Here is a 22,331-nt window from a genome sequence, read left to right on the forward strand (position 1 = left end):
GTCAGAGCGACTTTCCGACGAGTCCGATGAGGTCGACGAGACGGTTGGAGTAGCCCCACTCGTTGTCGTACCAGGAGACGATCTTGACCTGGTCCTCGATGACCTTGGTCAGGCCCGAGTCGAAGATCGACGACGCCGGGTCGGTGACGATGTCGGAGGAGACGATGGGTGCGTCGGTGTACTTCAGGATGCCCTTCAGCGGGCCCTCGGCCGCAGCCTTCATGGCCGCGTTGATCTCCTCGACCGAGGCGGTCTTGCGCACCTGGGCGGTGAGGTCGGTGACCGAACCCGTGGGGATCGGGACGCGCAGCGCGTAGCCGTCGAGCTTGCCGAGCAGCTGCGGGAGCACCAGGCCGATGGCCTTCGCGGCGCCGGTGCCCGTGGGCACGACGTTGAGCGCGGCGGCGCGGGCGCGACGCAGGTCCGAGTGCGGACCGTCCTGCAGGTTCTGATCCTGCGTGTAGGCGTGGATCGTGGTCATGAGGCCCTTGACGATGCCGAACTCGTCGTCGAGCACCTTGGCGATGGGGCCGAGGCAGTTGGTGGTGCACGAGGCGTTCGAGATGATGTTCTGGCTGCCGTCGTACTTGTCGTCGTTGACGCCCATGACGATGGTGATGTCCTCGCCCTTGGCCGGCGCGGAGATGATGACCTTCTTGGCACCGGCGTCGATGTGGCCCTGAGCCTTCGACGCGTCGGTGAAGATGCCTGTGGACTCGACGACGACGTCGACGCCCAGGTCTCCCCACGGCAGCGCGGAGGGACCCTCGCGCAGTGAGAGAGCCTTGATCTTGCGGTCGCCGACGACGATGGTGTCGTCGCCCTCGAGCGAGACGTCGTGCGGGAGGCGGCCGAGGATGGAGTCGTACTTGAGCAGGTGAGCGAGAGTTGCGTTGTCGGTGAGGTCGTTCACCGCAACGATCTCGATGTCGGTGGTGCCGAGCGCCTTCTGCGCATCGACCGCCCGGAAGAAGTTACGTCCGATACGACCGAAGCCGTTCACGCCAACCCGAACCGTCACTGTTCGCTCCTTTGTGTTGAAACTCGTGTTCCTCGTCGATGCACGGGTCGTGCATCGGTTTCCTCCACCGCACGTGATGGTGCGGACGTGTCCGTCACGGGCGACCGAGCCGCTCCGTGACCTGTGATCACCCTAATGGTTCGGGGTGGTGCAGTTCTCGGTCAGGCACCCGCGCTCATGCCTCGTCGAGCAGGTCGGCCGTGACGGCCGACTCCGTGTCCGGGATGCCCGAGTCCTTCGCCTTGCGGTCGGCCATGGACAGCAGTCGGCGGATCCGGCCCGCCACCGCGTCCTTCGTCATGGGCGGATCGGCGAGCTGCCCGAGCTCCTCGAGCGACGCCTGGCGGTGCTGCACGCGCAGGTGACCCGCCGCGGCGAGATGGTCCGGGACGTCCTCGCCGAGAATCGCGAGCGCCCTCTCGACCCGCGCCGCGGCCGCGACGGCCGCCCGCGCGGAGCGGCGCAGGTTGGCGTCGTCGAAGTTCGCGAGACGATTCGCCGTGGCTCGCACCTCGCGGCGCATCCGGCGCTCCTCCCACGTCAGTCGAGTGTCCTGGGCGCCCATCCTCGTGAGGAGGACACCGATGGCCTCGCCGTCGCGTACGACCACGCGATCGGCGCCGCGCACCTCTCGGGCCTTGGCCGCCACACCGAGCCGGCGGGCGGCGCCGACCAGCGCGAGCGCTGCCTCGGGTCCGGGGCAGCTGACCTCGAGCGCGGACGACCTACCGGGTTCGGTGAGCGAGCCGTGCGCGAGGAACGCACCGCGCCACGCCGCCTCGGAATCGGCGACGGTGCCGCCCACCACCTGGGCGGGAAGCCCGCGCACCGGCCGACCACGCATGTCGAGGAGCCCGGTCTGGCGCGCCAGGGCCTCGCCGTCCTTGGCCACCCGGACGATGTAGCGGGTCGACTTGCGCAGCCCGCCCGCGCCGATGGAGTGCACGTCCGCGTTGTAGCCGAACAGATCGAACACCTCGCGCTTGAGCCGCCGGGCGATGGACAGCTGGTCCACCTCCGCCTCGACGACGACGCGACCGGCCACGATGTGCAGCCCCCCGGCGAAGCGCAGCAACGCGGCGACCTCCGCCTTGCGGCAGCTGACCGCCGTGATGGTGAGGCGGCTCAGTTCGTCCTTGACATCGGCTGTCATGGCCACGACGTCGATCCCTTCCTGCTGTCGGTGCTGCTGTCGAGGTCGGCCCGGTCGGCGCCCTCGAGAACAGCGGCGAACACGGCCGCGAGCTTGCTCGGGTCGTGTGCGTGTGGTGTCGCCCCCGCGACGTCGGCGTGGATCACATCGGCGCCGAACACCGCGGCGGCCCGCGCGAGGTGATCACGCTCGGACCCCGGCGGCACCGACGTCGAGTCGACCACCACGTGATGCACCCGAAAACCCGGCGCGTGTTGGGACAGTACGTGGAGATGACGCTCCGCCGAGAATCCCGTGGTCTCCCCCGGCTCCGGCCCGAGATTGAGCACCAGCACCTTGCGGGCCTCGGTGGCGCGCAGCGCCGAGGCGAGCTCGGGCACGAGGACGTGCGGCAACACGCTGGAGAACCAGGACCCGGGTCCGAGGACGACCAGATCGGCGGCGCCCACAGCGGTGACGGCCTGCTCGGTGGCCGGCGGATCCGACGGGCGCAGTCGGACGCGCCGCACCTTGCCGGGAGTGGTGGCGACGGCGACCTGCCCACGGATGACGCGGCTCACGCGCGGGTCGGACTCGAGTCCCGACACGTCCGCCTCGATATCCAGGGCGATGGGCGACATCGGCAGCACCCGGCCGTCGACACCGAGCAACCGCGCGGCCTCGTCGAGTGCGGCCACCGGGTCACCGAGCACCTCGGACAGTCCGGCGAGCAGAAGATTGCCCACCGAGTGCCCGGCGAGCGCGCCGCTGCCGCCGAAGCGGTGCTGCAGGATGTCCGCCCAGAGCCTGCCCTGCGGAGAGTCTGCGGCCAACGCCGCGAGCGCCATGCGCAGATCGCCGGGCGGGATCATGCCGAGCTCCGCGCGTAATCGGCCGGACGACCCGCCGTCGTCGGCCACGGTGACCACCGCCGTCACCCGGGTGGAGAGCGACCGTACGGCGGACAGGGTCGCGTAGAGGCCGTGTCCGCCGCCGAGCGCGACGATGTGCGGAGCGTCGTCGTCGCCGCGTCCGCCGTCCGCGCTCACTCTCGACCCAGGTCGCGGTGCACGACGCGGACACTGGTGTCGGCATCGGCACGCAGCCGTTCGGCGAGCGCCTCGGTCATGGCGACGCTGCGATGCTTGCCGCCGGTGCAGCCGACGGCGACGGTCATGTATCGCTTGCCCTCGCGCCGGTAGCCGGCGAGCGTCATCGTCAGCAGGCGGTGATACAGCTCGAGGTACTCCTCCGCGTCCGGCTGCCCCAGCACGTAGTCCCGCACGCCGGCGTCCTTGCCGGTGAGCGGGCGCAGCTCGGGGATCCAGTGCGGGTTCGGGAGGAAACGCATGTCACACAGCACGTCCGCGTCGAGCGGTACCCCGTACTTGAAGCCGAAGGACTCGACGGTGACGGCCACGGTGCCCACCACGTCGTCGCCGAACGCCGCGGCGACACGATCGCGCAGACCGTGCACGGAGAGCGAGCTCGTGTCGATGACGATGTCCGCGGCCTCCTTGACGGTGGCCAACCGGGCCCGCTCGTCCGAGATGCCTTCCGTGAGCGTGCCGTCCACACCGTAGTTCTGCAGCGGGTGGCTGCGGCGCACCGATTCGAATCGCCGGATCAGCACGTCGTCGGACGCGTCCAGGAACAGCACGCGCGGGCGCACCCCGTCCGCTGCCAGGTCGGCGAGCAGGGTGCCGACGTCGCCGTTGAACAATCGGCTGCGCACGTCGACCACCAGGGCGAGCCGTTCGATGCCGGGGTCCGAGGTGCGACCGATCTCGATCATGCGAGTGATCAGCTCGGGCGGCATGTTGTCGGCGACGTACCAGCCCAGGTCCTCGAGGACCTTCGCCGCCGTGCCGAGCCCGGCACCGGACAGCCCTGTGACCAGAGCGACGTCGATGTCGGAGTGCGGTCGAACGGGGTCACCCACCTGCTCTCGCTGCACGTTCACTCGTCCCGGTGTCCTGTTCCTCGATGCGCGGCCACCGACAGCGGCTCACCGGACGGTGCCGGCAGCTCGTCACGGTCGCTGCCGTCGGTGCGTTCATCATGTCGTACCGGGGCGCTGTCCGCTTCGTTGTCGGGGACCGCGGTCGGTTCCGACGCGGCCGCGGCAGCCGACGCGTCCTGGTCCTGTGGAACTCCCAGTGCCTCGAGGACGGCGCGTGCCGTCGTCTCGCCGATACCCGGCACCTTCACGATCTCGGACACCTCGGCCTGCTTGAGCTTGGCCACCGAGCCGAAGTGCGTCACCAACGCCGTGCGACGCGCCTCACCGAGCCCGCGCACCGAGTCCAGCGCGGACGCCGTCATGCGCTTGGACCGCTTGCTGCGGTGGAACGTGATGGCGAAGCGGTGCGCCTCGTCGCGAACCCGCTGGAGGAGGTACAGCGACTCGCTGGTGCGCGGCAGGATCACGGGGTCGCTCTCACCCGGCACCCACACCTCCTCGAGCCGTTTCGCGAGACCCACCACCGCGACGTCGGTGACACCCAGCTCGTCGAGCACCTCGGCCGCCGCGGCCACCTGCGGTGCGCCGCCGTCGACGACGAAGAGGTTCGGCGGATAGGCGAAGCGGCGGGGCCGACCCGTCTGCGGGTCGAGGGAGGCCTCGGGAGCCAGATCGCCGCCGGAGTCCTTGCCATGACGCAGGAACCGTCGCCGTGTGACCTCGGCGATGCTCGCGACGTCGTCCGAGTGACCGTCTCCCGCAGCCTCCTTGATGGAGTAGTGGCGGTAGTCGCTCTTGCGCGGCAACCCGTCCTCGAACACCACCAGCGACGCGACCACGTCGGTGCCCTGGACGTGCGAGATGTCGATGCACTCGATGCGCAACGGTGCACTGTCGAGGTCGAGCGCTTCCTGGATGCCCTGCAACGCTGCGGAGCGCGACGTGAAGTCGCCCGCACGCTTCATCTTGTGCTGCTGGAGCGCTTCGACGGCGTTGCGATACACCGTCTTGGCGAGCTCCTTCTTGTCGCCGCGACGAGGCACCCGCAGCTGCACCGCGGACCCGCGCAGCGAACTGAGCCACGCCTGCACCTCGTCGGCGTTCGGCGGCAGCACCGGAACGAGCACCTCGCGGGGTACGGCGTTGGCAGCGGCGTCCTCGGTGGACGACGACAGCGAGGCCTGCTCGCCGTAGAACTGGGTGAGGAACTGCTCGACGAGAGCCGGCAGATCGGACGCCGCCTCCGCGTCCACCGGAGCGTCCTGCGCCTCGGTACGGTCGTCGGCCCCGGCGGACGTCGCCTCGGCCGCGACCGCAGCGTCGATCACCTCGCCTGCCTTCTCCACGACCCACCCGCGCTGGCCGCGCACGCGACCGCCGCGGACGTGGAACACCTGGACCGCCGCTTCGAGGTCGTCGCTCGCGAAGGCGACGAGGTCCGCGTCGGTGCCGTCGCCGAGCACCACGGCCTGCTTCTCGAGCGCGCGCCGCAGTGCCCCCACATCGTCACGCAGCCGGGCCGCCGTCTCGAAGTCCAGGTCCTCCGACGCCTTCTGCATCCGGTTCTCGAGCTCGCGGACGAGCTTGTCGGTCTTGCCGGACAGGAAGTCGCAGAAGTTCTCGACGGTCGCACGGTGTTCGGCCGCCGACACGCGTCCGACGCACGGCGCCGAGCACTTGTCGATGTACCCGAGCAGACAGGGCCGACCGATCTGGTTGTGCCGCTTGAACACTCCAGCGGAGCACGTCCGCGCAGGGAACACCCGCAACAGCAGGTCCAACGTCTCTCGAATCGCCCACGCGTGCGCGTACGGGCCGAAGTAGCGCACACCCTTGCGCCGGGGCCCGCGGTAGACGAACAACCGCGGGTACTCCTCGTTGAGCGTGACCGCGAGCATCGGGTAGCTCTTGTCGTCCCGGTACCGGACGTTGAATCGAGGATCGAACTCCTTGATCCAGTTGTACTCGAGCTGGAGCGCCTCCACCTCGGTGGTGACTACGGTCCATTCGACGCTGGCAGCCGTGGTGACCATCTGACGAGTGCGCGGATGCAGGCCGGCGATGTCGGCGAAGTAGGAATTGAGACGGCTGCGCAGGCTCTTCGCCTTGCCGACGTAGATGACGCGGCCGTGCGGATCACGAAATTTGTAGACCCCTGGCTCGACCGGAATGGTTCCGGTGGCCGGGCGGTACGTAGCGGGGTCGGACACGCCTCCACGGTAGTCGTCGTGACCGACAGTCGAAATCCGCCGTTCGGGCTGCGAACCACGCGAGGACGCGGTGTCATGGATCGGTGACTTCCCGCCGATCACTGACTCGACCTCTCGCCCTCGCGGCCGTCGTCGCCCTCACCGCCATGTCCTGCTCCTCGGGCAGCGGTGACGACGCTTCCGGCTCGGCCCCCTCGTGCGTCGCGGGCGGAGGCGGCACCCCCGTCACTGCGGACGCGGGCACGGGACCGGACGGTGCGCCGGAGGTCGCCACCGGCTACCGCACCGGAATGACCGCGGTGCGCACCGCCACGTACGCGGTGTCGACCGCCAACCCGGTGTCGACGGAGGCGGCGTGCGAGGTGCTGCGCGACGGCGGGACCGCGGCCGACGCGCTGGTCGCGGCGCAGACGGTGCTCGGACTGGTCGAGCCGCAGAGCTCCGGTATCGGCGGCGGCGCCTTCCTCCTCTACTACGACGCCGAGTCGAGGACTCTGCGTGCCTACGACGGCCGTGAGACGGCCCCCGCCTCTGCCACTGCGAATTACCTACGCTTCGTGGACGACACGGCTGCCCCCGGTGCGCCCGCCGATCTGTCCGTGCCGAAGCCCGATGCCCGATCGAGCGGCCGCGCGATCGGCGTTCCCGGCGTCGTGCGCATGCTGGACGACGTCCACCGCGATCACGGGAGCAAGGAGTGGCGGTCACTGTTCGATCCGGCCATCGCGCTGTCCGACGACGGCTTCGAGATCAGTCCGCGGATGGCGTCGTCCATCGCGGACTCGGCGCCGAAACTCGCTTTGGACCCCGCCTCGCGTGACTACTTCCTCGAGCCGGACGGCAGCCCGAAGGCGGCGGGGACGACGCTGACGAACCCCGCGATGGCCAAGACGCTCGGCGCGATCGCCACCGAGGGTGCCGACGCGTTCTACACCGGTGCGCTGGCGCAGTCCATCGTCGACGCGACGGCGGACACGACGGGCGGGCGCACCCCCGGCCGGCTGACACTCGACGACCTCCACGGATACGAGGCGAAGGAGCGGGACGCGGTGTGCGTGCCGTACCGCGACACGGACGTGTGCGGCATGCCGGGCCCGTCGTCGGGCGGTATCGCGGTCGCGTCCACGATGGGCATCCTGTCCCACTTCGACATGGGGCAGTACGCACCCGCCTCCCCCGATGCCGACGGTGGAGTCCCCGACGCGGAGGGCGTCCATCTCATCGCCGAGGCGGAGCGCCTCGCGTACGCCGACCGCGACAAGTACGTCGCCGATCCCGACTACATCCCCCTGCCCGGTGGCAGCCCCGCCGAGTTGCTCGATCCGGACTACCTCGAGCAGCGCGCCCGCATGATCGATCCCGCCCGCAGCATGGGCACGGCTCAGCCGGGCGACTTCGGTCCCATACCCCTGAGCAGCTACGCCGGACCGGAGGCAGGGACCAGTCACCTCAGCATCGTGGACAGCGCGGGGAACGTCGCGTCGATGACCACCACGGTGGAGTCGGCGTTCGGCTCCTTCCACATGACGAACGGCTTCCTCCTCAACAACCAGCTGACCGACTTCTCGGCCGCACCCGAGGGGCCCGACGGGGTACCCGTGGCCAACCGCGTGGAGCCCGGCAAGCGTCCCCGCAGTTCCATGGCGCCGACGATCGTGTTCGACCGCGGGGACGACGGTGCGCGGGGTGACGTGCGGCTGGTGACCGGATCACCCGGCGGTTCGGTCATCATCCAGTTCGTCGTGAAGAACCTCGTCGGCATGCTCGACTGGGGTCTCGATCCGCAGCAGGCCGTGTCCGCCGTCAACGTGGGTGCGGCCAACGCGCCGACGACGAACGTGGGCGGCGAGCATCCGAACATCGACGCGCAGAACGACGGTGCCGCGGATCCGCTGGTGTCGGCTCTGCGGGCGATGGGCCACCAGGTGTCGGTGGCCGATCAGTCCAGCGGCTCGAGCGCCCTGGTCCGAACGGCCGACGGCTGGATCGGCGGTGCCGATCCCCGACGCGAGGGTGTCGTCATGGGAGACGGGATCGAGTGACCTCGGTCAGCTCGCTGCGGCGTACTTCTGCTCGAGAGACCGGAACGTACGCGCGGCGTGCACCGCGTACTCGCGATCGTTGGACTGGATCGCCATGACCGGCACGTACTCGTCGTCCGGCAGTTCCACGCGAGCCCAGCTCGATCCGGGCGAGAAGGACAAGCCGCGCACGAGGTCCCACGGAATCAGTTTCTCGGTGACGAGGTTGCGCACCAGCACGCCCTGCGCACCGACCTTGATCCGCGGACGAGTCAGCAACAGCACGCCCGCCGCCATGCCACACCCGATGGCGATCATGGCGAACTGGTCCACGCGCTGGAAGAACACGCCGGTGTTGCCGGTCCGCAGCAGAATCCCCAGGGTGGTGTGCACGATGACGAGGAGAGCGGCGACACCGACGGCGTACTTCGCGCTCTTGCGCGGCCGCGCCTCGAGTTCCCACTGCTGACTCGGTGTGTCGGTCACGACGGACTCCCGTGACGCAGGCCCTTCAGCGTCAGCGCCGTGTCGACGGCCGCCGCGACGGCCTGCGCACCCTTGTCCTCCTTGGACCCGGGAAGACCTGCGCGATCGAGTGCCTGCTGCTCGTCGTTCACGGTGAGTACTCCGTTGGTGACCGGGGTGGACTCGTCCAGCGACACTCGGGTCAGCCCGGCGGTCACGGCGTCGCACACGTACTCGAAGTGCGGTGTCCCGCCCCGGATCACGACGCCCAGAGCGACCACCGCGTCGTGGGTGCGGGCGAGCTGCTGTGCGACCACGGGGATCTCGATGGCTCCGGCGACACGCACGAGAGTCACGTTCCGTAGTCCCACCTCGTCGGCCTTGCGGAGTGCGCCGTCCACGAGTGCCGTGCTGACCTTCTCGTGCCACTGGCCCGCGACGATCGCGACCTCGAGGTCCTCGGCGCCCGAGAGCTGCAGGACCGGTTCGCCCTCGCCGCTCATCAGAGGCCGCCCGCGTCGGGGGTGACCACCGGCGTCTCGAAATCGTCCAGTCCGACGAGGTCGTGGCCCATCCGGTCACGCTTGGTACGCAGGTAGGTGAGGTTCTCTGCGTTGGCACGCAGCGGCATCGGCACCCGCTCGGTGATGTGCAGGCCGTAGCCGTCGAGGCCGACCCGCTTGGCCGGGTTGTTGGTCAGCAGACGCATCGACGAGATGCCCAGGTCGACGAGGATCTGCGCTCCGATGCCGTAGTCCCGCGCGTCGGCGGGCAGGCCGAGCGCGAGGTTGGCGTCGACGGTGTCGGTGCCGGCGTCCTGCAGCTGGTAGGCCTGCAACTTGTGCAGTAGGCCGATGCCACGGCCCTCGTGACCGCGCATGTAGAGCACCACTCCGCGACCCTCCTGCGCCACCATGTCGAGCGCCGCGTCCAGCTGCGGACCGCAGTCGCAGCGCAGCGAGCCGAACACGTCCCCGGTCAGACACTCGGAGTGGACGCGGACCAGTACGTCGCTGCCGTCGCCGTCGGGCCCGGCGATGTCGCCGCGCACCAGCGCCACGTGTTCGACGTCCTCGTAGACGCTCTGGTAGCCCACCGCACGGAACTCGCCGTGCGCCGTCGGGATGCGCGCTTCGGCGATGCGCACCACGTGCTTCTCGTGCTTGCGTCGCCACGCGATCAGGTCGGCGATGGAGATGAGCGCGAGGTCGTGGTCGTCGGCGAAGACACGGAGCTCGTCCGTGCGGGCCATCTCGCCCTCGTCCTTCTGCGACACGATCTCGCAGATGACGCCGGCCGGGCGTAGATCCGCCATCCGGGCGAGGTCGACCGCGGCCTCGGTGTGGCCGGGGCGGCGCAGCACGCCACCTTCCTTCGCCCGCAGCGGGACGACGTGACCGGGACGGGTGAAGTCGTTCGCACCGGTGTCGGGGTCCGCGAGCAGACGCATGGTCGCCGCGCGGTCCGATGCCGAGATGCCCGTACCGATACCGACGCGAGCGTCGACGGTCACGGTGTACGCGGTGCCGTGCTTGTCCTGGTTCGTGGAGTACATGGGAGGCAGTCCGAGGCGATCGCAGTCCTCACCCGACAGCGGAACGCAGAGGTATCCCGAGGTGTACCGCACCATGAAGGCCACCAGCTCGGGTGTGGCCTTCTCTGCGGCGAAGATGAGATCGCCCTCGTTCTCGCGGTCCTCGTCGTCGACGACGACGACGGCCTTGCCGGCGGCGATGTCGGCGACAGCGCGCTCGATGGTGTCGAACCTGGTCACGCCGTGCGCTCCCCACGTCTGCTGCCCGCAGTGTCGGGCAGATCCTGTGTTCTCAAGACTACGACCCCCGCTGCGGGGGCCGATGTTCAGTCGACTTTCTGCAGCCGCTCGACGTACTTGGCGATCACGTCGACCTCGAGGTTGACCTGCGTTCCCGCCTCCGCCTCGCCCAGTGTGGTGAGCGACAGGGTGGTAGGAATCAGGGAGATCTCGAAGCACTGATCGTCCTTCTCGCCGCCCAGTGCGGACACCGTCAGCGACACTCCGTCGACCGTGATGGACCCCTTGTGCACGACGTATCGCGCGATGTCACGGGGCAGCGAGATGCGTACCACGGTCCAGTTGTCCGACGGGGTGCGCGAGAGCACCACCCCGGTCCCGTCGACGTGGCCCTGGACGAGATGCCCACCGAGCCGCGACGCGAGCGAGGCGGCACGCTCGAGGTTGACCGGTGACCCCACGGCCAGGGACTGCAGTGACGAACGGTTCAGTGTCTCCTGCATCACGTCGGCCGTGAACGCGCCGTCCGCGACCTCGACGACGGTGAGGCACACACCGTTCACGGCGATCGAGTCCCCGTGCGACGCATCGGAGGTGACCAGCGGGCCACGCACGGTGAAGCGAGCCGCGTCCGCCAGATCCTCCTTGGCGGTGACACTGCCCAGTTCCTCGACGATTCCGGTGAACATGCTCGTCATCCTCTCGGCACCAGCTGGTGCAGTGATCTCTGTTCGGCTCAGTGGTCGGACGACCGTAGCGGAGCGAGTCGGACGAGCAGATCGTCGCCCAGCGTCTCCACCGACTCTCGTCGAAACCTCATCGCATCGGCAATTGTTCCGACACCCGTCCCCCGCACGGCGGTCGGACCCTCGCCCAGCGCGACAGGGGCGAGGTACGCCGCGACGCGGTCGACCAGGCCCGCCGACAGGAACGCTCCGGTGAGCGTCGATCCGCCCTCCAGCACCACGTCGGTCAGATCCGCGAGGGCCTCCATCACCGCGAACGGGTCGCGGGTCCGCACGACGCGGGTGGGGGCGGAGTCGTCGAGGATCCGAGACCCGGCAGGGATGTCGCGCAGCCCGACGACCACGCGCACCGGCTGGTGCGCAGCGAGCGACCCGTCGGGCAGTCGCGCCGTCAACACCGGATCGTCGGCGAGCACGGTCCCGGTACCGACCACCACCGCATCGATCCGCGCGCGCTCGGCGTGGACGTGTGCGCGAGCGATCTCCCCCGTGATCCAGCGGCTGGTGCCGTCCGGCGCCGCGGTGCGGCCGTCGAGCGTGGCGGCGTACTTCCACGTGAGCATCGGGCGCCCGGTGCGCTGCCGATGCAGCCAGGCACGCATCGGCCCGGCCTCGGCGAGATCGGCGAGAACGCCGGACCGTACCTCGACGCCGGCACCGCGCAGAGTCTCCGCGCCGCCTGCCGCCAGCGGGTTCGGATCGCCGAGCGCGTGCACGACGCGGACGACACCCGCGCGCAGCAGCGCCTGCGAGCACGGACCCGTGCGTCCCGTGTGGTCGCACGGCTCCAGCGTCACCACGGCGGTGCCGCCGCGCGCTCGCTCGCCCGCCTGCGCTAGCGCGGCGATCTCCGCGTGGGCCCCGCCCGGTGCCGCGGTGGCGCCGACTCCGACCACCAGCCCGTCCCGGTCCAGGACGACGGCGCCGACGGGAGGATTGGGAGTGCTGACACCGCGCGCCGCGACCGATGCCTCGATCGCCCGCCGCATCGCGGCATCGATCGGGTCGAGGCTCCCGGTCACCGGCCGGACAGGTGGGGCGACGCGCTCGCGGCGGACTCACGCAGCGAACGCACGGCACCCGCGGGGTCACTGGTCGAGTACACCGCCGAGCCCGCGACGAAGCAGTCGATGCCCGCGGCAGCGGCCTGCTCCACGGTGTCGGCGTTGATGCCGCCGTCGATCTCGATCACCAGCGTCAGTTCACCCGAATCGACCAGCCGGCGGACGGCGCGAGCCTTGTCCAGCACCTCCGGCATGAAGCTCTGGCCGCCGAATCCCGGTTCGACGCTCATGATCAACAGCGTGTCGAAGTCCTTCAGGACCTCCAGGTACGGCTCGATCGGGGTACCGGGCTTGACCGACAGCCCGGCCTTAGCGCCCGCCGCCCGGATGTCGCGGGCGACGGCGCGCGGATCGTCGGTGGCCTCGGCGTGGAACGTCACGTTGTACGCGCCGGCCTCGGCGTAGGGCGGCGCCCAGCGGGCGGGGTCCTCGATCATGAGGTGGCAGTCGAGCGGGATGTCGGTCGCCTTCAGCAGGCTCTCCACCACGGGCAGACCCAGGGTGAGATTCGGGACGAAGTGCGCGTCCATCACGTCGACGTGCAGCCAGTCGCTGCCCGCGACGGCCGCGGCCTCGTCGGCGAGCCGCGCGAAATCGGCGGACAGGATGGACGGTGCGATCATCGGGTGCTGCGGAGTCGGGGCCACGGGCGATCAGCCTAGTAGGTCCGGATCCACCTGCATCAGAGCGTCGTCGATGTGGCCGGCGAGGAGGTACTGACCCTCGTCGGTCGGGTGATCACCGTCGTCCTGGATGATCAGCGGGTCGGCCAGCCACTCCTGCGGCAGCGCGTCGACGTAGTCCAGCCCGGCCGACACCGCGGCGGCGGAGACCGCGGCGTCCACGTCCCACATCTCCTCGCTCACCGGCTCCCCGCTCCAGATCGGTCCGATGACGACGATGCGGGCCTCGGGTGAGCGCTCGCGCAGCGACGCGTACAGGTCGGTGGCGTCGGCGAGCACGTCCGCCGGATCCGCGTCGACGTCGTTCTCGCTGCCGACCACGAGGATGACCGTCGGGTTCTCCTCGGTGGCATAGGCGACCTGGTCCGCGAAGGTGCCGAGATAGTCGTCGCCCGCCTCGTAACCGGCGCCGCCCAGGCTCGCGTTGGTCACCTCGAATCCGTGTTCCTCCGCCAGGACGTCCGGCCAGACCACGTCGTTCATGGAGCCGGCGGAGAACGAGTCGCCGATCACCGACACACGGACCGCGCTCCACTCCGACTCTGCCGCGACCACCCGCTCCGCGTCGGCGGTCCGCGCCGAGGCCGTCCCTGCCGTCACCGACGGGGACAGCGAGCAGCCACCCAGCACCGCGACCGAGGCGAGGGCGGCCACCGCTGCCCCGGCCGTGCGGTGTCGAAGGAGTCGCGGAGTCACGTTCCTGTTGTACCCGCGAGTCGTTGCCGACCGGTAACGAGCGCGGTCAGGAGGCATCCTTGCGCAGCGCGGCGAAGAACATCGCGTCCGTTCCGTGCCGGTGCGGCCACAGCTGCACAGACGTTCCCGAGGCCGCCCGCGGCACGCCGGGCGCGAGCGTCGCGGTGTCGAGCGCGGTCAGACCGTGACGTCGGACCGCATCGGCCACGACGCCGACCGTCTCGGACAGATGCGGCGAACACGTCGAGTAGACGACGACTCCGCCCGGCCGCACCAGCTCCACTGCTGCCGCGAGCAACTCGCGTTGCAACGTCACCAGACCCGCCACGTCGCTCGCCTGACGACGCCACCGCGCCTCGGGTCGACGACGGAGTGCACCCAGACCGGTGCAGGGTGCGTCGACGAGGACGCGGTCGTATCCCGCGTCCAGTCCGCTCGCGCGACCGTCCACCGCGTGCACGGTGACCGGGAGATCCCGCACCGTCTTGCGCACCAGGTCGGCTCGATGCTCGGACGGTTCCACGGCATCGACCGTCGCACCGTCGATCGCCGCGATGGCGCCGAGCAGCGCAGCCTTGCCGCCGGGGCCGGCGCACAGATCCAGCCACCGACCTCCGTCCGGCCCGTCGAGCTCCGCGAGCGTGAGAGCCCGAGCGACCAGCTGACTGCCCTCGTCCTGGACGCCGGCCAGCCCCTCACGCACGGCGTCGAGACGACCCGGATCGCCGCCACTGTCCAGATGCACCGCATAGGGCGACCACGGTCCGGGCTCACCGCCGGTGATCGACGCGAGCTCGTCCGCCGAGATCTCGCCGGGCCGCGCCACCAGGTGCACCAGCGGGCGGGCGTCGTCGGCGGCGAGCGCCTCGTCCAGCTCCGCAGCATCCGCTCCCAACGCGTCGTTGAACGCCTGTGCGATCCAGGCGGGATGTGCGTGCCGGAACGCCGAGTGACCCACCGGATCTCGCTCCGCGTCGGGAGCCAGCAACTCGATCCACTCTGCTTCCGTGCGCTCGGAGACCCGGCGCAACACGGCGTTGACGAACCCTGCCTGCCCCTGCCCGGCCTCGCTGCGCACCAGGTCGACCGACGTCGCCACCGCCGCGTGCGGAGCCACCCGCGTGCGCAGCAACTGGTACGCACCGAGCCGGATGACGTCCAGCAGTCGACCGTCGATGTCCGACACCGGACGCGAGGCCGCGTGCTCGACGACCGCGTCCAGCACCCCCTGCGCGCGGGCCGCGCCGTAGGCCAACTCCGTCGCGAGGGCGGCATCACGCTCGTTCAACCGGCGATCCCGGAGCAGACCCGGAAGCACCAGGTTCGCGTACGCGTCACGTTCCCGCACCGCGCGCAGGACGTCCCGTGCCGCGATCCGTGCGGGGTCCAATCCCGCCTCGGCAGGATTCGGGCGACCCGGCTGCTTCGGACGCGAATTCCCGGACCGACCACCGGCCTTGCTCGAACCCCCGGCCACCGCCGGCCGGCCTCCGGCCTTCCCGCCATCCGGCCGGCCGCCGGCCTTCCCGGCGGCCTTCCCGCCACGCTTACGAGGACCGCCGGACCCCGGTGTCTGCTCACCGCTCATCGTGCAGTCGCTCCGTTCACATCGCGGGCGCCGCGCGCCCAGTCGGTCGCTGCCATCTGCTTCTTGCCGTGCGGCTGCACGAGCCCGAGCGACACGGCCGTCGTCGCGGTACCCACCAGGACCGCCTTCTTCCGTACCTCGACGAGCCCGGGTTCGAGCTCCTCGTCGGTGATCGTCACCGGACCGATCTTGACGCGGACGTCGCCGATCTCGGTCCACGCTCCGGGTGCCGGTGTCACACTCCGGACGTGCCGGTCGATCAGGTGCGCCGGGCGACCGAAGTCGATGCGGGCCGATTCCACGGTCACCTTGGGCGCGTGTGACACGCCGTCGCTCGACTGCGGAACCGCCTGCAGTGCACCGTCGTCGATCCCGTCGAGGGTGGACGCGAGCAACTGGCTCCCGCTGTCCGCGAGCCGGGTCAACAGATCTCCGGCGGTGTCCGTGGGGCGCACCCTCTCGGTCACGACGCCGTACACCGGACCGGTGTCCAGCCCCTGCTCGAGGAGGAACGTCGACGCGCCGGTGACCTCGTCACCCGCGGCGATCGCGGCCTGCACCGGCGCGGCCCCACGCCAGGCCGGCAGCAGGGAGAAGTGCAGATTGATCCAGCCGTGTCGCGGAATGTCGAGCACGGGCTGTGGCAGCAGCGCGCCGTAGGCGACGACGGGACAACAGTCCGGTTCCAGATCGCGGAGCGCGGCCATCGCCTCGGGGTCGGACGGCTTCGCGGGCTGCAGCACCGGGATGCCGTGCTCGTCGGCCAGCATCGCAACGGGCGATCGCACGACCTTGCGCCCTCGACCGGCCACCGTGTCGGGTCGGGTGAGCACACCGACCACCTCGTGACGGGAGGAGTCGAGCAGTCGCCGCAGCGACGGGAGAGCGGGGTCGGGAGTACCGGCGAAGACGAGGCGCACGCCGTTCACCCTATGCGGAGCGGGTCGACCTGGATTCGCAGCGCCGACGCGGTCTTCTTCGCCCCCACCACGGCCCGTGCCTCACCGAGTGCGCGGGAGAGGGCGGCACCGGACGATCGCGGGACGCGGACCAGCATCCGCTCGACGGGCGCGGACGAGTCGGCGTCGATCTCGCTGCCGAACGGCAGCCGCTCGCCGGGTGGCAGGTCCACGGGTCCCAGCGTGACGGCGTCGTCCGGGAGCCGCGCCGATTCCATCAGGGCGCGCAGCGATTCGGTGGTGCCGTCCACGGCGGCGATGTGCACCGCGGGTGGAAACCCGACCTCGGTGCGTTCGGAGAGTTCGGTGCGCGCGTGTCCGACGGGGTCCCACCGCACCAATGCCTGCACGGTGGGCAGTCCCGAATCCGCGACCACGACCACCTCACCGCCCTCGGCCGACGGGCGCACGAGGGTGGCGGCGGCCATCCAGCGGCGAAGGGTCTGCTCTGCGGCGCGCAGATCCGCTCGACCCAGCAGCGCCCACCCGTCCAGCAGCAGCGCGGCACCGTAGCCGCCGTCCGCGACGGGTTCGGCGCCCACGGTGGACACGACGATGGCCGGGCCGGCCGGCACCGTGTCGAGCACCGAGGTACCGCCGGACTGTCGCACGGTGACGCCGCTGAACGCCCGGCCCAGCTCCTCGGCGGTCCGTCCTGCGCCGACCACGACGGCGCGCAGTACTCGTGAACCGCACGTGGGGCACGAGTACGACGGGTCGGCGGTGCCGCACCACTTGCACGTGGGGCTGCCCGCGCCGTCGGCACCGGGCGCGGACGGCAGCGCCAGGGGTCCGTGGCACCGTCGGCACCGGGCGGGCGTCCTGCACTTGGAGCAGGCGAGGGAGGGCACGTACCCGCGCCGCGGGACCTGGACCAGCACGGGGTGCCCGGCGGTGAGCGACGCTCGGGCCGCCGCGAAGGCGATCGCCGGGAGTCGCGCCGCGCGCGCTCCGGGGTCGCGGGCGAGCGCGTGGTCGCTGTCCGCGAGAGCGGTGACCCGTGGAACGCGCCCGCGGACGGTGTCACGGGTGGCCACGAGATCGTGCGCCCACCCCGTCTCGACCAGAGCCTGTGCCTCCGCCGTCCGGGAGAAACCGCCCACCACGGCGGCGCAACCGGCTCGGTGTGCACGCAGCAACGCGACCTCGCGGGCATGGGGGTACGGCGCACGCGGCTCCGACAACGAGTCGTCGCCGTCGTCCCAGACCACCACCAATCCCGGGTCGTGCACCGGGGCGAAGACGGCGCTGCGCGTGCCGATCACGACACGAGCGCGGCCACGAGCGGCGGCGAGCCACCGTCGGTAGCGTTCGGCGGGACCGAGCCCCGCGGCGAGCGCGACCACCGCGTCGTCGTCGAGGACGGCTCGGCAGGCCGTGTCCACGCGATCGAGATCGCGCTGGTCCGGGACGACGAGAACGGCTCCCCGTCCCGACGACACGGCCACGGCTGCCAGGTCGGCGAGCCGGGCGGCCCAGTCCTCCCCCGGCAACGCCTGCCAGACCGCCCGCGGCGCCCGACCGCCGCCGAGCGCGTCGAGGAACTCGGCGCCGTGCCGGTACGCGGACCACTCGTCCCGGCGAAGGAGGGGGATCGACTGCGCACCGGAGGCGAGAGATTCGTTCTCCACCCGCGCGTGTCGGGGTGGGACAGCGAGACGAAGAACGTCCGGACGGGTGCCGGCGTAGCGCGTCGCGACGGCGTCGACGAGACCGAGCAGTTCGGGGCCGAGCACCGGCTCGGCGGAGACCACCTTGTCGAGGAAGCCGAGCTTCCCCGGATGGTCGCTGGTGTCGAGGCGGGCGAGCAGGAACCCGTCGACCAGCCGCCCGGCGAAGCGGACGCGGACACGCACACCGGGTTGCGCCACGGCATCGAGTTCGGCGGGGACGACGTAGTCGAAATCGCGATCGAGGTGGGACAACGCGAGCATGGGAAGCACGCGGGCAATGGGCCGGGTGGGGGCCGGTGAGCGCACACCGGATGCGGTGGCACTCACCGACCGACCCCTTTCAGACGATGATCACGAAGTGGAGCGAGACGTCACAGACCTGCGGCGGACCGCAACTTCTCGGCACGGTCGGTGTTCTCCCAGGGCAGATCGATGTCCGTGCGGCCGAAGTGGCCGTACGCCGCGGTGGGCGCGTAGATCGGACGCAGCAGGTCCAGATCGCGGATGATCGCGCCGGGACGCAGGTCGAACACGTCGGTGATGGCGGACTGGATCTTGAGCGGATCCACGTTCTCGGATCCGAACGTCTCGACGAAGAGACCGACGGGAGCGGCCTTGCCGATGGCGTAGGCGACCTGCACCTCGACTCGTTCTGCGAGGTCTGCGGCCACGACGTTCTTGGCCACCCACCGCATCGCGTACGCGGCGCTGCGGTCGACCTTCGACGGATCCTTGCCCGAGAACGCGCCGCCGCCGTGGCGGGCCCAGCCGCCGTAGGTGTCGACGATGATCTTGCGACCGGTCAGGCCGGCGTCGCCCATCGGCCCGCCGAGGACGAACTTGCCGGTGGGGTTGACGAGCAGGCGTACCGACGAGGTGTCGAGCGAGTCGTGCCCGAGCTCGGCCAGTACGGCCTCGAGGACATGGGTCCGGATGTCCGGGGTCAGCATGTTGTCGAGATCGATGTCGGCCGCGTGCTGGGTGGAGATGACCACGGTGTCGAGGCGAACGGCCTTGTTGCCCTCGTACTCGATGGTGACCTGGGTCTTGCCGTCGGGACGCAGGTACGGCAGCACTTCGGTCTTGCGCACCTCGGTGAGGCGACGCGACAGCCGGTGCGCCAGTGCGATCGGCAGCGGCATGAGCTCGGGCGTGTCCTTGATGGCGTAGCCGAACATCAGGCCCTGGTCGCCCGCACCCTGACGGTCGATCTCGTCGTCGGTCAGACCCTCGACGCGGGACTCGTGCGAGTTGTCGACGCCCTGGGCGATCTCGGGCGACTGCGCGCCGATGGCGACGTTGACCCCACAGGAGTTGCCGTCGAAGCCCTTGGCCGACGAGTCGTAGCCGATCTCGAGTACCTTCTCGCGCACGATGTGCGGGATGTCGGCGTACGCGGTGGTGTTGACCTCACCGGCGACGTGAACCTGCCCGGTGGTCACCAGGGTCTCGACGGCGACGCGTGCGCGCGGATCGTCGGTCAGGAGCGCATCCAGGATGGAGTCGCTGATGGCGTCACAGATCTTGTCGGGATGACCCTCGGTGACGGACTCGCTGGTGAAGAGCCGACTGGCGGACGTGCTCACAGATGTTTCCTCTCGTACACGCATGAATGTGTCGACATGATCGAACCGCTCCCCGAGACGCCAGTCGACGATAGACGGAGCCACCGACGTCTCGAGTACTGCGGGTCACCGCGAGTCGTCGGCGCTCGTACACTCCTGCGACGTCGGTGACGGTTGACGCACGCGCAACAGGGGCACCAACGCATCGATCACACGAGACGACATGAGCGCCTTCGATCCGTGTTCGAGCGCCAGCTCGGTCCCGTCCGCGGACAGGATCCAGCCGTCGTTGTCGTCCATCTCGAATGCTTTACCCTCACCGACCGCATTCACAACCAGGAGGTCGCACTTCTTGCGTGCCAGCTTGGCGCGGGCGTGCGTCAGCACGTCGCCGTGCTGGTCGCCGGTCTCGGCCGCGAAGCCGACGATCGCGGCGTCGGCGGCCAGGTCACCGGCATCGCGTACCGCGACGAGGCCGGCCAGGATGTCGGCGTTGCGCGTGAGCGGGATGGTGTCCGGCTCGTCGGCACCCTTCTTGATCTTGCTGGTGGCGAGCGTCGTCGGCCGGAAATCGGCGACGGCGGCGGCCATGATCACGGCGTCGGCACCGACGGCGGCGGCCGTGACCGCGGTGCGCATGTCCTCGGCGGTGCGGACCGTCTCGACGCGGACACCGGCAGGAGCGGACAGGTCGCTGGTGTAGCCGGAGATCAGCAGCACGTCGGCACCGCGCTGGGCGGCGACCCGCGCGAGCGCATAACCCTGCTTGCCCGAGCTGCGGTTGCCGAGGAACCGCACCGGGTCCAACGGCTCGCGCGTGCCGCCGGCGGAGACGACGACGCGCCGCCCCTCGAGGTCACGAGGCAGCGCATCAGGTCGCTCGAGCAGCAGCTCGGCGATGCCGGCGATCTCGTCCGGCTCGGGCAGACGGCCCGCTCCGGTGTCCTTGCCGGTGAGCCGACCCGAGGCCGGCTCGATCACCGTGACACCGCGTCGGCGCAACGTCGCGACGTTCTCGACGGTCGCGGGGTGGTCCCACATCTCGGTGTGCATGGCCGGCGCGAACACGATCGGGCACCGCGCGGTGAGCAACGTCGCCGTCAACAGGTCGTCGGCGCGTCCGGCAGCGGCCCGCGACAGCAGGTCGGCCGTGGCCGGGGCGACGACGACGAGATCGGCGTTCTGGCCGAGGCGGACGTGCGGTACCTCCGGCACGTCGGCGAACACTCCGGTGTGCACCGGGTTGCCCGACAACGCCTCGAAGGTCGCCCGGCCGACGAACTGCAGCGCCGACTCGGTGGGGACGACGCGGACGTCGTCACCCGCCTCGGTGAAGTGGCGGATCAGCCCGCACGCCTTGTACGCGGCGATCCCTCCCCCGACACCGACCACGACGTGACGCCGTGTCGTCGTGTCCGAGGGAGACAGGGAACTCACTCCCCTTCGACGTGCTCGAGAAGGTCGGCGTGGATCTCGCGCATGGCGATGGACAGCGGCTTCTCCTGCAGACCCGGTTCGACGAGGGGGCCGACGTACTCGAGGATGCCGTCACCGAGCTGGTTGTAGTAGTCGTTGATCTGACGCGCGCGCTTGGCGGCGTAGATGACCAGCGCGTACTTCGACGACGTCCGGTCCAGCAGCTCGTCGATGGGCGGGTTGGTGATGCCCAGCGGGGTGTCGTACGTCGCCACGTCGATACGGGAGAAGGAATCGGACACGTTCGCCAAGGGACTACTCACAAATGCTCCTGAAGATTCACCGGGGCGGATGCCTCGGAAGAGAAAACTGGTGTTACCTGTGCGGTCACGCGGTCCCGAACTCACCGTTCGGGACGCCACCGACCAACAAGGATACCAACTCCGCGCACGCTCGGTCGACATCGTCGTTCACGATGACCGTGTCGAACTCGTCGGAGGCCGCCAGTTCCTCGCGCGCGGTCTCGAGCCGACGCTCGATGACGTCCTGCGGTTCGGTGCCGCGGCCGGTGAGCCGACCCACCAGCACGTCCCAGGAGGGCGGCGCGAGAAACACGAGCAGAGCCTCCGGGGCGGCGGCACGGACCGCGCGCGCACCCTGCAGATCCACCTCGAGGAGAACCGGCTCACCGGCGGCGAGCGCGCGACGCACGGGCTCGGCGGGCGTACCGCTGCGGTGCAGGCCACGGTGGATCTCCGCCCATTCGAGGAGATCACCGGCCTCGATCATGCGATCGAACTCCGCTGCGTCCACGAACCGGTAGTCCTGTCCGTGCACCTCGCCGGGGCGGGGATCGCGCGTCGTCGCCGACACGCTGAAGTACAGATCGGGAAGCTGCTGACGCACCTTCGCGACCACACTGGACTTACCGACGGCGGAAGGGCCGGCCAGTACCACCAGCCGGCCCTTCCTGAGCGAGGAGTCCTCGCTCGACACTGCCGTCGACTCGTTGTCGGTCGACACGTCGCTGTCAGGCCTCGAAGTCGAACCTGGCGAGAAGCGCCTTGCGCTGACGATCGCCCAGTCCGCGCAGGCGGCGGGTGGGTGCGATCTCCAGCTCGGTCATGATCTCCTGAGCCTTGACCTTGCCGACCTTGGGCAGAGCCTCGAGCAGTGCGGACACCTTCATCTTGCCGAGGATCTCGTCCTCTTCGGCGTCCTTGAGGACCTGCTTGAGGTCGGTTCCGCCGCGCTTGAGGCGTTCCTTGAGCTCAGCCCGGACACGACGAGCTTGTGCCGCCTTCTCCAAGGCAGCAGCGCGCTGCTCATCGGTCAACTGGGGAAGGGCCACGGTT

At 70.2% G+C, this 22,331-nt stretch carries 21 protein-coding genes; 1 reads left to right on the forward strand and 20 read right to left on the reverse strand.

Translation table 11 applies throughout. The features are described 5' to 3' along the window. Position 1 precedes the first annotated feature (1 nt). The 5 genes from gap to uvrC all read right to left on the reverse strand — a co-directional run bounded on the left by gap (position 2) and on the right by uvrC (position 6,326). Complete coding sequence (gene gap, locus QRN16_RS05140) at positions 2 to 1,021, reverse strand: type I glyceraldehyde-3-phosphate dehydrogenase (protein ID WP_027505278.1); 1,020 nt, start codon at positions 1,019 to 1,021, stop codon at positions 2 to 4. Between the two features lie 175 nt (positions 1,022 to 1,196). Next, positions 1,197 to 2,174 carry a DNA-binding protein WhiA gene (gene whiA / locus QRN16_RS05145; protein WP_197027771.1) on the reverse strand — a complete coding sequence of 326 codons (978 nt, stop codon included), beginning with the start codon at positions 2,172 to 2,174 and terminating at the stop codon, positions 1,197 to 1,199. Beyond that, entirely contained in the window at positions 2,171 to 3,202 is a 1,032-nt protein-coding gene (locus tag QRN16_RS05150) for a gluconeogenesis factor YvcK family protein (protein WP_051613223.1), read from the reverse strand. The genes whiA and QRN16_RS05150 overlap by 4 nt, the downstream gene beginning before the upstream one ends. After that, complete coding sequence (rapZ, locus tag QRN16_RS05155) at positions 3,199 to 4,116, reverse strand: RNase adapter RapZ (RefSeq protein WP_051613222.1); 918 nt, start codon at positions 4,114 to 4,116, stop codon at positions 3,199 to 3,201. Before rapZ ends, QRN16_RS05150 begins: the two co-directional genes overlap by 4 nt. After that, entirely contained in the window at positions 4,113 to 6,326 is a 2,214-nt protein-coding gene (gene uvrC, locus QRN16_RS05160; RefSeq protein WP_051613221.1) for an excinuclease ABC subunit UvrC, read from the reverse strand. Before uvrC ends, rapZ begins: the two co-directional genes overlap by 4 nt. A 146-nt stretch (positions 6,327 to 6,472) precedes the next feature. Between uvrC and QRN16_RS05165 the strand changes: the two genes are divergently transcribed. Then, complete coding sequence (locus QRN16_RS05165) at positions 6,473 to 8,368, forward strand: gamma-glutamyltransferase family protein (protein ID WP_285186021.1); 1,896 nt, start codon at positions 6,473 to 6,475, stop codon at positions 8,366 to 8,368. A gap of 6 nt (positions 8,369 to 8,374) precedes the next feature. Here QRN16_RS05165 and QRN16_RS05170 read toward each other — a convergent pair whose 3' ends face one another. The 15 genes from QRN16_RS05170 to mihF all read right to left on the reverse strand — a co-directional run bounded on the left by QRN16_RS05170 (position 8,375) and on the right by mihF (position 22,327). Then, a complete protein-coding gene (locus QRN16_RS05170; RefSeq protein WP_285184986.1) occupies positions 8,375 to 8,833 on the reverse strand; it encodes a PH domain-containing protein in 459 nt (152 codons plus the stop codon). Further along, the gene (gene ribH / locus QRN16_RS05175) at positions 8,830 to 9,315 is read right to left on the reverse strand and encodes a 6,7-dimethyl-8-ribityllumazine synthase (protein ID WP_027505272.1); all 486 of its coding nucleotides are present in this window, start codon (positions 9,313 to 9,315) and stop codon (positions 8,830 to 8,832) included. The genes QRN16_RS05170 and ribH overlap by 4 nt, the downstream gene beginning before the upstream one ends. After that, entirely contained in the window at positions 9,315 to 10,586 is a 1,272-nt protein-coding gene (locus QRN16_RS05180) for a bifunctional 3,4-dihydroxy-2-butanone-4-phosphate synthase/GTP cyclohydrolase II (protein WP_051613220.1), read from the reverse strand. Before QRN16_RS05180 ends, ribH begins: the two co-directional genes overlap by 1 nt. An 86-nt stretch (positions 10,587 to 10,672) precedes the next feature. Further along, complete coding sequence (locus QRN16_RS05185; protein WP_285184990.1) at positions 10,673 to 11,275, reverse strand: riboflavin synthase; 603 nt, start codon at positions 11,273 to 11,275, stop codon at positions 10,673 to 10,675. Positions 11,276 to 11,322: 47 nt separating this feature from the next. Further along, complete coding sequence (gene ribD / locus QRN16_RS05190; protein ID WP_285186022.1) at positions 11,323 to 12,321, reverse strand: bifunctional diaminohydroxyphosphoribosylaminopyrimidine deaminase/5-amino-6-(5-phosphoribosylamino)uracil reductase RibD; 999 nt, start codon at positions 12,319 to 12,321, stop codon at positions 11,323 to 11,325. 29 nt (positions 12,322 to 12,350) lie between these two features. Next, on the reverse strand, positions 12,351 to 13,019 hold the full coding sequence (rpe, locus tag QRN16_RS05195; RefSeq protein WP_056444707.1) for a ribulose-phosphate 3-epimerase: 669 nt from the start codon (positions 13,017 to 13,019) through the stop codon (positions 12,351 to 12,353). A gap of 30 nt (positions 13,020 to 13,049) precedes the next feature. Beyond that, on the reverse strand, positions 13,050 to 13,775 hold the full coding sequence (locus tag QRN16_RS05200) for an SGNH/GDSL hydrolase family protein (protein WP_162246764.1): 726 nt from the start codon (positions 13,773 to 13,775) through the stop codon (positions 13,050 to 13,052). A 46-nt stretch (positions 13,776 to 13,821) separates the two neighbouring features. Further along, positions 13,822 to 15,363, reverse strand: a complete 1,542-nt coding sequence (locus QRN16_RS05205; RefSeq protein ID WP_222631053.1) for an RsmB/NOP family class I SAM-dependent RNA methyltransferase — start codon at positions 15,361 to 15,363, stop codon at positions 13,822 to 13,824. Then, a complete protein-coding gene (fmt, locus tag QRN16_RS05210) occupies positions 15,360 to 16,283 on the reverse strand; it encodes a methionyl-tRNA formyltransferase (RefSeq protein ID WP_056445208.1) in 924 nt (307 codons plus the stop codon). Before fmt ends, QRN16_RS05205 begins: the two co-directional genes overlap by 4 nt. Before the next feature lie 5 nt (positions 16,284 to 16,288). Beyond that, positions 16,289 to 18,256, reverse strand: coding sequence for a primosomal protein N' (locus QRN16_RS05215; RefSeq protein WP_285186025.1), 1,968 nt, complete (start codon positions 18,254 to 18,256; stop codon positions 16,289 to 16,291). Positions 18,257 to 18,366: 110 nt separating this feature from the next. Then, complete coding sequence (gene metK, locus QRN16_RS05220; protein WP_027505264.1) at positions 18,367 to 19,581, reverse strand: methionine adenosyltransferase; 1,215 nt, start codon at positions 19,579 to 19,581, stop codon at positions 18,367 to 18,369. Between the two features lie 105 nt (positions 19,582 to 19,686). Further along, entirely contained in the window at positions 19,687 to 20,997 is a 1,311-nt protein-coding gene (gene coaBC / locus QRN16_RS05225) for a bifunctional phosphopantothenoylcysteine decarboxylase/phosphopantothenate--cysteine ligase CoaBC (RefSeq protein ID WP_285184996.1), read from the reverse strand. Continuing rightward, complete coding sequence (gene rpoZ, locus QRN16_RS05230) at positions 20,994 to 21,299, reverse strand: DNA-directed RNA polymerase subunit omega (protein ID WP_027505263.1); 306 nt, start codon at positions 21,297 to 21,299, stop codon at positions 20,994 to 20,996. Before rpoZ ends, coaBC begins: the two co-directional genes overlap by 4 nt. A gap of 64 nt (positions 21,300 to 21,363) precedes the next feature. Further along, on the reverse strand, positions 21,364 to 21,933 hold the full coding sequence (gene gmk / locus QRN16_RS05235; RefSeq protein WP_056445214.1) for a guanylate kinase: 570 nt from the start codon (positions 21,931 to 21,933) through the stop codon (positions 21,364 to 21,366). Between the two features lie 73 nt (positions 21,934 to 22,006). Next, the gene (mihF, locus tag QRN16_RS05240) at positions 22,007 to 22,327 is read right to left on the reverse strand and encodes an integration host factor, actinobacterial type (protein ID WP_027505261.1); all 321 of its coding nucleotides are present in this window, start codon (positions 22,325 to 22,327) and stop codon (positions 22,007 to 22,009) included. Positions 22,328 to 22,331 lie beyond the last annotated feature (4 nt).

This window comes from Rhodococcus sp. MEB041 (assembly GCF_030208955.1).
Lineage (GTDB): Bacteria > Actinomycetota > Actinomycetes > Mycobacteriales > Mycobacteriaceae > Rhodococcoides.